At 68.3% G+C, this 13,250-nt stretch carries 12 protein-coding genes; all 12 read left to right on the top strand.

From position 1 onward, the window contains the following. The first annotated feature begins 7 nt into the window (after window positions 1-7). Genes ACPL7H_RS08390 through nuoL form a run of 12 tightly spaced genes read left to right on the top strand, consistent with a single transcriptional unit; the run spans window position 8 to window position 13,245 of the window. Window positions 8-370, top strand: coding sequence for an NADH-quinone oxidoreductase subunit A (locus ACPL7H_RS08390; protein ID WP_424786359.1), 363 nt, complete (start codon window positions 8-10; stop codon window positions 368-370). A gap of 12 nt (window positions 371-382) precedes the next feature. Further along, entirely contained in the window at window positions 383-940 is a 558-nt protein-coding gene (locus ACPL7H_RS08385; protein ID WP_424786358.1) for an NADH-quinone oxidoreductase subunit B, read from the top strand. Then, complete coding sequence (locus ACPL7H_RS08380) at window positions 937-1,761, top strand: NADH-quinone oxidoreductase subunit C (RefSeq protein ID WP_424786357.1); 825 nt, start codon at window positions 937-939, stop codon at window positions 1,759-1,761. The genes ACPL7H_RS08385 and ACPL7H_RS08380 overlap by 4 nt, the downstream gene beginning before the upstream one ends. Continuing rightward, on the top strand, window positions 1,761-3,107 hold the full coding sequence (locus tag ACPL7H_RS08375) for an NADH-quinone oxidoreductase subunit D (protein ID WP_424796503.1): 1,347 nt from the start codon (window positions 1,761-1,763) through the stop codon (window positions 3,105-3,107). The genes ACPL7H_RS08380 and ACPL7H_RS08375 overlap by 1 nt, the downstream gene beginning before the upstream one ends. Beyond that, on the top strand, window positions 3,107-4,009 hold the full coding sequence (gene nuoE / locus ACPL7H_RS08370) for an NADH-quinone oxidoreductase subunit NuoE (RefSeq protein ID WP_424786355.1): 903 nt from the start codon (window positions 3,107-3,109) through the stop codon (window positions 4,007-4,009). The genes ACPL7H_RS08375 and nuoE overlap by 1 nt, the downstream gene beginning before the upstream one ends. Beyond that, window positions 4,006-5,313: an NADH-quinone oxidoreductase subunit NuoF gene (gene nuoF, locus ACPL7H_RS08365; RefSeq protein WP_424790364.1), complete on the top strand. Its 1,308-nt coding sequence runs from the start codon at window positions 4,006-4,008 to the stop codon at window positions 5,311-5,313. Before nuoE ends, nuoF begins: the two co-directional genes overlap by 4 nt. Next, on the top strand, window positions 5,310-7,982 hold the full coding sequence (locus tag ACPL7H_RS08360; RefSeq protein WP_424796502.1) for an NADH-quinone oxidoreductase subunit G: 2,673 nt from the start codon (window positions 5,310-5,312) through the stop codon (window positions 7,980-7,982). The genes nuoF and ACPL7H_RS08360 overlap by 4 nt, the downstream gene beginning before the upstream one ends. Continuing rightward, the gene (nuoH, locus tag ACPL7H_RS08355; protein WP_424796501.1) at window positions 7,979-9,442 is read left to right on the top strand and encodes an NADH-quinone oxidoreductase subunit NuoH; all 1,464 of its coding nucleotides are present in this window, start codon (window positions 7,979-7,981) and stop codon (window positions 9,440-9,442) included. The genes ACPL7H_RS08360 and nuoH overlap by 4 nt, the downstream gene beginning before the upstream one ends. Further along, entirely contained in the window at window positions 9,435-10,217 is a 783-nt protein-coding gene (nuoI, locus tag ACPL7H_RS08350; RefSeq protein ID WP_424786351.1) for an NADH-quinone oxidoreductase subunit NuoI, read from the top strand. Before nuoH ends, nuoI begins: the two co-directional genes overlap by 8 nt. Next, on the top strand, window positions 10,214-11,026 hold the full coding sequence (locus ACPL7H_RS08345; protein ID WP_424796500.1) for an NADH-quinone oxidoreductase subunit J: 813 nt from the start codon (window positions 10,214-10,216) through the stop codon (window positions 11,024-11,026). Before nuoI ends, ACPL7H_RS08345 begins: the two co-directional genes overlap by 4 nt. Next, on the top strand, window positions 11,023-11,322 hold the full coding sequence (gene nuoK, locus ACPL7H_RS08340) for an NADH-quinone oxidoreductase subunit NuoK (RefSeq protein ID WP_424786349.1): 300 nt from the start codon (window positions 11,023-11,025) through the stop codon (window positions 11,320-11,322). The genes ACPL7H_RS08345 and nuoK overlap by 4 nt, the downstream gene beginning before the upstream one ends. Before the next feature lie 18 nt (window positions 11,323-11,340). Beyond that, entirely contained in the window at window positions 11,341-13,245 is a 1,905-nt protein-coding gene (nuoL, locus tag ACPL7H_RS08335; RefSeq protein ID WP_424796655.1) for an NADH-quinone oxidoreductase subunit L, read from the top strand. Window positions 13,246-13,250: the final 5 nt, after the last annotated feature.

Here is a 13,250-nt window from a genome sequence, read left to right as displayed (position 1 = left end):
GTCGACTATGTACAGCCCCTTTATCCCGATCCTGATCATGGCGGGCCTGGCAGTGCTGCTGGGTTTGGGTGGTCTGCTCGCCAGCCGGGTCATCGGGCCGCAGCGTTACAACAAGATCAAGGTCGACGCCTACGAGTGCGGCATCCAACCGACCGAGAACGCGCGCGGGACGGGCCGGTTCCCGGTGAAGTACTACCTGGTGGCGATGACCTTCATCATCTTCGACATCGAGGTGGTGTTCCTGTACCCGTGGGCTGTGGCGTTCAGTGAACTCGCGGTGTTCGGACTGATCGCGATGATCACGTTCGTGTTCCTCATCACGGTGCCCTTCATCTACGAGTGGCGCCGCGGCGGACTGGATTGGGACTGAGAGGCGATACACATGGGACTTGAAGAGAAACTTCCCGCCGGCTACGGCCTGGGCAAGGTGGAAGACCTCGTCGGGTGGGTGCGCTCCTCGTCGATGTGGCCGGTCACGATGGGACTGGCCTGTTGCGCGATCGAGATGATGGCCGCCGGTACGCCACGCTTCGACATCGCCCGGTGGGGCATGGAGGTGTTCCGCGCCTCCCCGCGCCAGGCGGACCTGATGATCGTCTCCGGCCGGGTCAGCCAGAAGATGGCGCCGGTGCTGCGTACGGTCTACGACCAGATGTCGGACCCCAAGTGGGTGATCTCCATGGGCGTGTGCGCCTCGTCGGGCGGGATGTTCAACAACTACGCGATCGTCCAGGGCGTGGACCACATCCTGCCGGTGGACATCTACCTGCCCGGCTGCCCCCCGCGCCCGGAGATGTTGATCAACTCGATCCTGGAACTGCACAACCAGGTGATCAAGGGGGCCCCGCTGGGCGCGCACCGCGCCGAGACCGTCCGCAAGGTGGAGGAGGCGGCGCTGAACGCGGTGCCCACCGAGGAGATGAAGGGGTTGTTGGCGTGAGCGACAGCACCGAGGCCGGCAAGCCGGACAGCGACAGCACCGAGGCCGGCACCCCGGACAGCGGCACCACCGGCGCCGGCACCGAGGCCACTCGGCACGTGGCGCACGAAGCCCAGGAGGCCGGTGCCCAGCAGGTGGTCCAGCCGGAGGGCCGGACCCCGCTCGATGTGATCAAGGTCCGCGAGGGACTGTTCGGTGTCACCGGCTCGGGGGACACCTCCGGTTTCGGGCGGCTGGTGCGCCCGGTGTTCATGCCGGGACCGACCGAACGGCCCTACGGGTCCTACTTCGATGAGATCGTGGACATCCTCACCGAGGTCCTGGCCGAGGCCGGAGTGGACTTCGACGACGCGATCGAGAAGGTCGTCGTCTTCCGTGCCGAACTGACCCTGTACACCCGCCGCGAGTACCTGCATCTGGTCGCCAGGAGCCTGCGCGATGACCAGGACCTGAGGTTCGAGATCTGCCACGGCGTCTCCGGCGTGCACTACCCGGAGGACACCGGGCGGGAACTGCACGCGGTCTACCCGTTGTACTCCATCACCCACAACCGCACCATGCGCCTGGAGGTGGCGGTGGCCGACGCGGACCCGCACATCCCCTCGCTGACAGCGATCTACCCGGCCAACGATTGGCACGAGCGGGAGGCATGGGACCTGCTCGGCATCATCTTCGACGGACACCCGGGCCTGTCCCGGATCCAGATGCCCGACGACTGGCCCGGGCACCCGCAGCGCAAGGACTACCCGCTGGGCGGGATCGAAGTCGAGTACAAGGGCGCGACAATCCCGGCCCCGGACGAGCGGAGGGCGTACAACTGATGTCTGCGACAGCAACGGGAGCGGCCTCCGACTTCGCCGAGGACGCCCGCGAGTACTCCGCCTCCGGTGGCGACTGGGACGAGATCGTCGATGCGGCCCAGCGCGCCGGTGACGAGCGGATCGTGGTCAACATGGGCCCGCAGCACCCCTCCACACACGGCGTGCTGCGGCTCGTCCTGGAGATCGAGGGGGAGACGGTCACCGAGATCCGCGGTGGGATCGGATTCCTGCACACCGGGATCGAGAAGAACATGGAGTTCCGCACCTGGACCCAGGGCGTGACCTTCTGCACCCGGATGGACTACGTGGCCCCGTTCTTCCAGGAGGTGGGCTACTGCCTGGCGGTGGAGAAGCTCCTGGGTATCACCGACCAGGTCCCGGAGCGGGCGAGCCTGATCCGGGTCCTGCTGATGGAACTGAACCGGGTGGCTTCCCACCTGATCGCGATCGGCACCGGCGGTAACGAACTGGGCGCCACCACGATGATGACCGTCGGCTTCCGGGGCCGGGAGGAGATCCTGCGGATCTTCGAGGCGATCACCGGCCTGCGGATGAACCACGCCTACGTGCGTCCCGGCGGCGTGGTCCTGGACCTGCCCGGCGGACTGCCCGCCCTGGTGCGGGAGAAGATCCCCGAGATCCACCGCTCGATCGCCGAGCAGGAGAAACTGGTCCTGAAGAACCCGATCTTCATCGGCCGTTCCCAGGGCGTGGGTGTGCTGCCGCTGGCCGGCGCCGTCGCGCTGGGCACCACCGGGCCGCTGCTGCGCTCGGCCGGTGTGCCCTTCGACCTGCGCCGGGCCCAGCCCTACTGCGGATACGAGACCTACGACTTCGAGGTCCCCACCTCCACCGACGCCGACGCCTACTCCCGCACGGTGCTGCGGTTCGCCGAGATGCGCGAGTCGCTGAAGATCGTCCAGCAGGTCCTGGACCGTCTGGAGGCCCAGGACCGCCAGGGCAAGCACCCGGTGATGGTGGCGGACAAGAAGATCGCCTGGCCCGCCCAGCTCTCCGTCGGCAGTGACGGGCAGGGCAACTCCATGGATCACATCCGCCACATCATGGGCACCTCGATGGAGGCCCTGATCCACCACTTCAAACTGGTCACCGAGGGCTTCCGGGTCCCAGCCGGTCAGGTGTACAGCCAGATCGAGCACCCCAAGGGCACCCTGGGCGTGCATCTGGTCTCCGACGGCGGCACCCGGCCCTACCGGGCGCACTTCCGTGATCCCTCGTTCAACAACCTGCAGGCGCTGGGCATGATGTGCGAAGGCGGCAGCATCGCCGACGTCGTCATCGCGGTGGCCTCCATCGACCCCGTGATGGGAGGGGTGGACCGTTGATGACTCCGCACAAGGGTGAGTACCCCGCGGACGTGCGGGCGCGGCTGGACGCCGACGCACGCGAGATCGTCTCGCGCTATCCGCAGGCCCGCTCCGCGCTGCTCCCGCTGCTGCACCTGGTGCAGTCCGAGGACGGCTACATCAGCCCGGCCGGCATCCACTTCTGCGCCGAGGTGCTGGGCCTGGCCCAGTCGTCGGTCTCGGCCGTGGCCACGTTCTACTCCCAGTACAAGCGCCGTCCCAACGGCGACTACACCGTCGGGGTGTGCACCAACACGCTGTGCGCGGTGATGGGTGGGGACATCATCTTCGACCGGCTCTCGGAGCACCTGGACATCGGTCACGACGAGACCACCGAGGACGGCAAGATCACGCTGGAGCGCCTGGAGTGCAATGCCGCGTGCGACTTCGCCCCGGTGATGATGATCAACTGGGAGTTCTTCGACAACCAGACACCAGCCTCGGCGGTGGAGGTCGTCGACGCTATCCTGGCCGGTGAGGACGTACGCCCCACCCGCGGCTCCGACCGGGTGGCCACCTTCAAGGAGACCTCCCGGGTGCTGGCCGGTTTCGACGACGGTCGCGCCAACGAGGGCACTGCGGGCGGCCCGGCCACGATGGTCGGCCTGGAACTCGCCCGTAGCGAGGGTTGGCACGCCCCCGGTTACAGCGCCAGCGGAGGGACGAGGCGGCCGGAGACCGACGACGGCGAGCCCGACGTGGGCGAGGCCGGCTCCAGTGCGGATCGCCCCCCGGTGTCCGCAGGCGACGTCAGCGCCAGCGGTCCTGGCGACCCGGAACCCCGCGGTGCCGGTGCGGACCTGGACGACGGCGCGGTGGAACCGGCGGCCGACGGGCGGAGCCCGGAACGTGACCAGGCTCAGGAGGGAACAGAACAATGACCACTCTCGCCCCCGTCCTCTCCGACATCTGGGACGCCGAACGCCCCTGGACGATGGACTCCTACAACGAGAACGCTCATGGCTACGAGGCCTGGCGCACCGCGTTGAAGACCGATCCGGCCGACCTGATCAGCATGGTCAAGGACTCCGGCCTGCGTGGTCGCGGTGGTGCCGGATTCCCCACCGGTATGAAGTGGGGCTTCCTGCCCGAGCCCGATGGCGGCCCTCGCTACCTGGTGGTCAACGCCGACGAGTCCGAGCCGGGCACCTGCAAGGACATCCCGTTGATGATGGCCAACCCGCACTCCCTGATCGAGGGAGTGGCGATCACCTCCTTCGCCATCGGGTGCCATCACGCCTTCATCTACGTCCGTGGTGAGGTGGTCCACGTGTACCGCCGCCTGATGGCTGCCGTGGCCGAGGCTCGCGCGGCCGGGCTGCTCGGCACGAACATCCTGGGCACGGGCTTCGACTTGGAGGTCACCGTGCACGCCGGTGCCGGCGCCTACATCTGTGGTGAGGAGACCGCGCTGCTGGACTCCCTGGAAGGCCGTCGCGGTCAGCCCCGGCTGAAGCCCCCGTTCCCCGCCGTGGCCGGTCTGTACGCGCGTCCCACGGTGGTCAACAACGTGGAGTCGATCGCCTCGGTGCCCGGGATCGTGCGTAACGGTGGCGACTGGTTCGCCTCGATGGGAACCGAGCGCTCCAAGGGGCACGGCTTGTTCTCCCTGTCCGGTCACGTCACGAGACCCGGCCAGTACGAGGCGCCGCTGGGTATCACGCTGCGGGAACTGCTGGAGATGGCCGGCGGTATCCGGGACGGGCACAGGTTGAAGTTCTGGACCCCCGGGGGATCCTCCACGCCGATCCTCACCGATGAGCACCTCGACATCCCACTGGACTTCGAGGAGGTCGGTGGGGCCGGGTCGATGCTGGGTACCCGGGCGTTGATGATCTTCGACGAGACCACCTCGGTGGTCCGGGCGGTGTCGCGCTGGACCGACTTCTACGCCCACGAGTCGTGCGGCAAGTGCACCCCGTGCCGCGAGGGCACCTTCTGGATGAAGGCCATCCTGCACCGTCTCGAGGCCGGTCAGGGCACCGAGGCCGACGTGGACACCCTGCTCGATGTGGCCCACGAGATCGACGGCCGGTCCTTCTGCGCACTGGGTGACGGTGCCGCGCAACCGATCAAGAGCGGGATCAAGTACTTCCGCGAGGAGTTCGAGCAGGGGGTGCACACCCCCGCCTGGGAGTTGTTCCCCTACGAAGCCAACGCTGTGTTCTCAGGAGTCACCCGATGACGGCAACCACGTCCAGTTCCGCCTCCGGCGACGTTGCTCCGGAGCCGGAGGTCACCTTCACCATCGACGGTGTCGAGGTCGGTGTGCCCAAGGGCACCCTGGTGATCCGCGCCGCTGAGCAGGTGGGGATCCAGATCCCCCGGTTCTGCGACCACCCGCTGCTCAAGCCTGCCGGCGCCTGCCGCCAGTGCCTGGTGGAGGTCTCGGCGCCGGACCGGGAGGGCAACCTGCGGCCGATGCCCAAGCCGCAGACCTCCTGCACCCTGGAGGCCACGCCCGGCATGGTCGTCTCCACCCAGCACTCCTCCCCGGTGGCGGACAAGGCCCAGCACGCCCAGATCGAGTTCCTGCTGGTCAACCACCCGCTGGACTGCCCGGTCTGTGACAAGGGCGGTGAGTGCCCGCTGCAGAACCAGGCGATGAGCAACGGAGCGCCGGAGTCGCGGTTCCTGGACATCAAGCGCACATTCCCCAAGCCGATCAAGATCTCCACCGAGATCCTGTTGGACCGGGACCGGTGCATCCTGTGCCAGCGGTGCACCCGGTTCCAGGACGAGATCGCCGGCGACCCCTTCATCGAACTGCAGGGCCGCGGCGGCGGTGCACCCGGGATGGAAGTGCACTCGCTGCACGGACAGCAGATCGGCACCTTCGACGAGGCCGTGCTCGGGTTCATCCCGCGCGGTGAGGATGAGGCACCGGACTACGCCGACGGCACCGATCTGGCCGGACCCGGCGGGGCCGCGGGCGTTCGCGGTGGAGCGGTGCGGTCGGTGGGCGCTGCGGCGACCGATGTCTCCGGCCGACCCTTCTCCTCCTACTTCTCCGGCAACACCATCCAGATCTGCCCGGTGGGTGCGCTGACCTCAGCCACCTACCGGTTCCGTTCGCGCCCATTCGACCTGGTCTCGAGCCCTTCGATCGGTGAGCACGACGCGTGTGGTTCGGCGATCCGGGTCGACCATCGGCGTGGCGTGGTGCTACGCCGTCTCGCCGGTGATGACCCGGTGGTGAACGAGGAGTGGATCACCGACAAGGACCGCTTCGCCTTCACCTGGCAGAACGCCCCGGACGTGCTCGAGGCACCGATGGTGCGCGATGAGGAGGCCGGGGAACTGGTCGCCACCAGTTGGTCCGAGGCGCTGGCGGTAGCCGCCGAAGGGCTGCAGCGTGCCCGCAGCGCCGGGGGCGTGGGCGTACTGCCCGGCGGTCGGCTGACCCTCGAGGACGGCTACGCCTGGTCCAAGTTCGCCCGGGTGGTGCTGGGCACCAACGATGTGGACTTCCGCGCCCGCGTGCACAGCGACGAAGAGGTACAGTTCCTCGGCCACCACGTGGCGGGCTCGGAGATGGACGTGACCTTCTCCGACCTGGAGCGCGTACCCAGGGTGCTGCTGGTGGGCCTGGAGCCGGAGGACGAGGCCGGCACCATCTTCCTGCGCCTGCGCAAGGGAATGCTGGCCGGGAGGGTCCACGTGACCACTATCGCGCCGCTGGCCTCCCGCGGTACCACGAAGATGCGCGCCGACCTGATCTCCACCACTCCCGGTGGGGAGGCTCAGGTGCTCGACGCCCTGGCCGGTAGCGTCGGCCTCGATGAGGCCGGTTCGGAGATCCCCGCCGATCTCGCCGAGGCCCTGGCCGAGCCGGGCGTGGTGGTCCTGGCGGGTGAACGACTCGCCGCGAGCCCCGGTGCACTGAGTGCGCTGCTGCGTTACTCCCGGGCGCGTCAGGCCCGGCTGGCCTGGGTGCCACGGCGTGCAGGTGACCGTGCGGCTGTCGAGGCGGGCCTCCTGCCCACCCTGCTGCCGGGCGGGCGTCCGGTGACCGACGCCGAGGCCCGGGTCGACCTGGCCGCGCTGTGGGGGTCGGACTCCCTGCCCCAGACCCTCGGACGTGACCACACCCAGATCGTTGCCGCCGCCGGTTCCGGCGAACTGGGCGGCCTGCTGGTCGGGGGCGTGGACCTGTCCGACCTGCCCGATCCTGCCGGGTCGGAGCGAGCCATCCGGGACGCCGGTTTCGTCGTCCAGCTCGAGGTACGGCACTCCCTGGTGACCCCCCACGCCGATGTGGTGCTGCCGGTGGCGCCGCCGACGCGCAAGTCCGGCACCTTCCTGACCTGGGAAGGCCGCCCGCGTCCGTTCGAGGAGGTCTTCACCTCTCACGACATCTCTGATGCCCGGGCGCTGGACCTGCTGGCCCGCCAGTTCGGTGTCGAACTCGGCACCGGATCGGTGACCGAGATCCACCATGAACTCGCCGAACTCGGAGGCTGGTCCGGAGCCCGGATCCCGGCTCCGGACACCGCGGCCGACACCACGCGGGTGCCGGGCGCCGGTAACGAGGCTGTCCTGGCCACCTGGCGGTTGATGCTCGACGCCGCTCGCGGTCAGGACGGCGAGCCGCACCTGGCCGGAACGGCCCACCGGCCGGTGGTGCGGATGTCGGCCCGGACCGCCGAGGCCGCAGGTGTGGCCGGAGCGGGCAAGGTGACGGTAGTCGGCCCGAAGGGGTCGATCACGCTGCCACTGGTCATCACACCGATGCCGGACCAGGTGCTGTGGTTGCCGCAGCATTCCCCGGGTTCCTCGGTACACCGGATGCTCGGCGTGACCGCCGGTCAGTCGGTCACCGTCAGTGCCGTTACTGCGGAGGTCAGGTCATGAGCCCCGTCCAACTCCTCGCCCAGTCCGCGCCGGCGGCCCCGGCGTCGGACTTCAGCAACGACTCGATCGGGCTGATGATCGGCAAGGCCGTGGCGATCCTGCTGTTCCTGCTGCTCTCGGTGCTCTTCGCGCTGTGGTTCGAGCGCCGCGTCATCGCCCGTATGCAGCAGCGCCTGGGCCCGAACGTGCGCGGGCCCTGGGGCCTGGTGCAGTCCATCCCGGACGCGCTGAAGCTGGTGCTGAAGGAGGACATCACCGTCAAGGGCGCAGACAAGGTGATCTACTTCATCGCGCCGCTGATCTCGGTGGTCACCGCGTTCCTGGTCTTCGCCGTGATCCCCTTCGGGCCAGAGGCGCGGATCCCGTTCACCGACATCGTCACCCCGCTCCAGTTGACCGACCTGCCGGTCGCGGTGCTGTACTTCTTGGGCGTGACGGCCCTGGGTGTGTACGGCATCGTGCTGGGCGGCTGGTCGTCCGGGTCGACCTACCCGCTGCTGGGCTCGGTGCGCTCCACCGCCCAGGTGATCTCGTACGAACTGAGCATGTCGCTGGCCCTGGTCAGCGTGCTGATCGTGTCCGGTTCGATGGCCACCTCCCAGATCGTGGCCGCGCAGGAGACCACCTGGTGGGCCTTCGCCCTGCTGCCCGCCTTCGTCGTGTACTTCATCTCGATGGTCGGCGAGGTCAACCGGCTACCGTTCGACCTGCCCGAGGCCGAGGGGGAACTGGTCGCCGGTTACCAGACCGAGTACTCCTCGATGAAGTTCGCCTGGTTCTACCTGGCCGAGTACATCAACATGCTGAACGTCTCGGCAATCATGGTCACCGTCTTCTTCGGGGGCTGGCGGGCGCCCTGGCCGCTCTCCCAGATCAACGACGGCATGTTCAACGAGGGCTGGTGGCCGGTCCTGACCTTCGTCATCAAACTGTGGATGGCGATGTTCGTGTTCGTGTGGCTGCGCGGGACACTGCTGCGCTTCCGGTACGACCAGTTCATGCACTTCGGCTGGAAGGTGCTGATCCCGGTCTCCCTCGTCTGGGTGATCGTGGTCGCCGTGTGGCAGGCCGTCCAGCAGTTCACCGTGGTAGGCACCTACGACCTGCGCACCTGGTTGTTCGCCGGAGCCGGCGTGCTGCTGGCGATCGCGCTGGTCCTGGCGCTGCTGCCGGAGAAGAAGAAGGACGAGGAGGACTCCTCCGGTCCCGAACTCACCGACGCCGCGCGGCGCAAGCAGGTAGCCACCACCGCTGAGGGCGAGACGGAGGGGGAGTACTTCGACGCGTTCGCCGGGGGCTTCCCGGTGCCGCCGCTGCCCGGGCAGAAACTCCCGCCGTCGCCACGCAAGATCAAGGTCGCCACGCCGGCCGGTGAGACCGACGGGGGCGCGCAAGCCTCCACCGCCGGCACGGACCCGGACGACCAAGCCCCCGACGGCAAGGAGAGCAACGATGGCTGAGCAGGGCAAGGACAAGGAAGTTGCACGGGATGAAGCGGCCGGACGCGGTCAGGACGTGGACCGCGCGGGCGGCAAGCCGGCGGCGCAGCAGTTCGACGTCGACGCCGACCTGGACAAGAACGCCCTCCAGGAGCTGTTCGCCCCCGTGGCCGGCTTCGGGGTCAGCCTGTCGACCATCTTCCGTCCCACCGCTACCGAGCAGTACCCGTTCGAGAAGGTCGGCACCTTCCCGCGGTACCACGGCCGCCACCAACTGAACCGGTACGCCGACGGACTGGAGAAGTGCATCGGGTGCGAACTGTGTGCCTGGGCCTGCCCGGCGGACGCGATCTACGTCGAGGCCGCCAACAACGCCCCCGGCGCCCAGTACTCGCCCGGGGAACGGTACGGGCGGGTCTACCAGATCAACTACCTGCGCTGCATCTTCTGCGGCTACTGCATCGAGGCCTGCCCCACCCGGGCGCTGACCATGACGAACGAGTTCGAACTGGCCAGCACCAACCGGGCGGACATGATCTACGAACGTCAGGACCTGCTCGCACCGGTGGCCGACGGGATGCTCTCCGCGCCGCACCCGATGGCACCCGGCACCACCGACGTCGACTACTACCAGGAGAAGATCACCGGACCCACCACCGAACAGGTGGACTGGGTCCGGGAGCACCGGCCCGACGACCCGTCGCTGGAGGGCGCCGCCAAAGCCGCCGGCGCGGGGACCGGCGAACGGGACGAGGACCCCGCCGCCAGCCGCTCGAAGAAGGGATCCGGGCGATGAACCTGATCGCACAGACCGGGCTGGAGATCTCCGCCGGTGAGGCTGTGCTGTTCTGGGTGCTGGGTCCGTTCTCGGTGCTGGCTGCCCTGAGCCTGGTGTTCAGCCGCCGCCCCGTGCGGATCGCGGTGGCGATGGCCGGGGTGCTGGTCAGCCTGGCCATCTTCTACATCATGAACGAGGCGTTCTTCCTGGGCGTGGCCCAGATCGTGGTCTACACCGGCGCCATCATGATGCTGTTCCTGTTCGTGATCATGCTCGTGGGTGTGGACGCCTCGGAATCGCGCAAGGAACCGCTGGTCGGTCAGCGCTGGATGGCCGGGGCGGTCGCGCTGGGCCTGCTCCTGCTGCTGGTGGCGATCGGCGCCCGGGTCGCGATTCCCGCCGGCGCCGGGTTGGCCGAGGCCAACGCCGAGACGAACGCGGTGGGCGTGGCCAAGTTGATCTTCGGACAGTACGTCTACGTCTTCGAGCTCACCGCGGCGCTGCTCATCACCGCCGCGGTCGGGGCGATCATCTACACCCACCGGCAGCGCGTGGAGCCCAAGGTCGGACAGGCCGAGCTCGCCGAGCGTCGCCTGGCCGCCTTCGCCGCGGGCACTGGTACGGTCGCACCGCGGCCGTCGCCGGGTGTCTACGCACGCCACAACTCTGCGGACATGCCGGCACTGGATGCCAGCGGTGAGCCGATCGAGGACTCGGTGACCACGGTGCTGCGCATCCGCGGCCAGAGCGCACAGGTCGACATCTCCGAGATGGATGAGATCGAGGCCACGGCGGAGACCACCAGCACCAGGGAGATTGACGGATGAGCCTGACCCATTACCTGGTCCTGGCCGGGATCCTGTTCGTCGTCGGCGGTGTGGCCGTGATGGTTCGCCGCAACGCCTTGGTGGCGTTCATGGGCGTGGAGTTGATGCTCAACGCCGGAAACCTGGTGCTGGTCACCTTCGCCCGGATGCACGGCAACCTGCACGGACAGGTGTTGGCATTCTTCGTCATGGTCGTAGCCGCCGCCGAGGTGGTCATCGGGTTGGCGATCATCGTGGCCATCTTCCGAACACGCGGGTCGGCGTCGATCGATGACGCCGCCCTGCTGAAGAACTAAGGGGTCTGCGGCGTGGACATTCTGAACCTTGCCTGGCTGCTGGTGGCGATCCCGCTGGTCAGTTCCACTGTGCTGCTGCTCCTGGGGCGCCGGTCCGACGGCTGGGGTCACTGGTTGGGCGTGCTGTCCTCAGCGGTTCCGGCGGTGTTGGCGATCTGGATGCTGGCGGAGATGCTGGGCGCCTCGGCGACCGAGCGCAGTACCCGCGTGCACCTGTTCGACTGGATCAACGCCGGGGACTTCACCGTGCAGGCCGGGTTGCTGGTCGACCCGCTCTCGGTGACCTTCGCCCTGCTGATCACGTTCGTGGGCACCCTGATCCACATCTACTCGGTGGGCTACATGGCCGCCGACCCCGATCGGCGGCGCTTCTTCGCCTACCTGAACCTGTTCATCGCCGCGATGCTGCTGCTGGTCCTCGGGGACTCCTTCGCCCTGCTCTTCGTGGGCTGGGAGGGCGTGGGCCTGGCCTCCTACCTGCTCATCGGCTTCTGGAACGCCCGCACCGAGTACGCGGTCGCGGCGAAGAAGGCCTTCGTGATGAACCGCGTGGGTGACATGGGCCTCCTGGTGGCGATGATGGCGATGTTCGCCACCTTCGGCTCGGTGGACTATGAGACGGTCTTCGGCGCCGTGGAGGGCGCCAACGAGGGTGTGCTGACCGCGATCGGGCTGCTGCTGCTGCTGGGCGCTTGCGGCAAGTCCGCACAGGTTCCGCTGCAGGCCTGGCTCGGGGACGCGATGGCCGGCCCCACCCCGGTGTCGGCGTTGATTCACGCCGCCACCATGGTCACTGCCGGTGTGTACCTGATCGTGCGCTCCGGGGCGATCTTCGAGGCCGCCCCCGTCGCCCAACTCGTCGTGGTCATCGTGGGTGCCGCCACGCTGCTCTTCGGAGCGATCGTCGGTTGTGCCAAGGACGACATCAAGAAGGTCCTGGCGGCCTCCACGATGTCCCAGATCGGGTACATGATGCTGGCGGCCGGACTGGGCCCGGTCGGGTACGCGTTCGCGATCTTCCACCTCATCACGCACGGATTCTTCAAGGCCGGGCTGTTCCTGGGCGCCGGGTCGGTCATGCACGGCATGAACGACGACGTGAACATGCGTCACTTCGGTGCGTTGCGCACCTCGATGAAGATCACCTGGGCCACCTTCGCGCTGGGCTGGCTGGCCATTCTCGGCATCCCGCCGTTCTCCGGCTTCTGGTCCAAGGACAAGATCATCGAGGCTGCGTTCACCGGATCGGGCTGGCAGCCCTGGGTCTTCGGCATCGTGACGTTGCTCGGGGCCGGGATCACCGCCTTCTACATGTCCCGGTTGTACTTCATGACCTTCCACGGCAAGGGTCGCTGGCACGCGCCCGGGCAGGACGGCCCGGGCCCCGAGCGCAAGCCGCACGAGTCCGGTGCGCTGATGACGGTGCCGATGATCATCCTGGCCGCTGGGTCGGTGGGCCTGGGCCTGGTGCTGTACCAGGGCGTGCCGTTCCTGGAGTTCCTGGCGCCCGTGACCTCCGACCCGGGTCACCTGGAGCCGGTGCTGCCGGTATGGCTGCTGATCACGCTCACCCTGGTGCTGGTCGCGGTCGGTGTGGCGGTCGCCTGGTTGCAGTTCGGTGCCCGGGACGTCCCGCTCGAGGCGCCGGAGGGTTCGGTGCTCACCCGCGCGGCCCGGGCAGACCTGTACGGCGACGCGATCAACGAGACCCTGGCGATGCGCCCCGGCCAGGCCCTGACCCGCACCTTGGTGGCGACCGACCGGGACGTCATCGACGGTGCGGTGCACCGCCTTGCCGGCGACACCACCGGGCTGGGGCAGTGGCTGCGACGGTTGCAGAGCGGTTACGCGCGCAGTTACGCCGTCACCATGACGATCGGTGTGATCGTGGTCCTTGTCCTCGTCCTCGCCACGCGAGTCTGAGCCGG

The sequence above is a fragment of the Pseudactinotalea sp. Z1732 genome (genome assembly GCF_049724975.1).
In the GTDB taxonomy this organism is placed as follows: Bacteria; Actinomycetota; Actinomycetes; order Actinomycetales; family Beutenbergiaceae; genus CALKWS01.
Note: the sequence above shows the minus strand (reverse complement) of the source record. Positions and strands in the feature narration are given on the sequence as shown.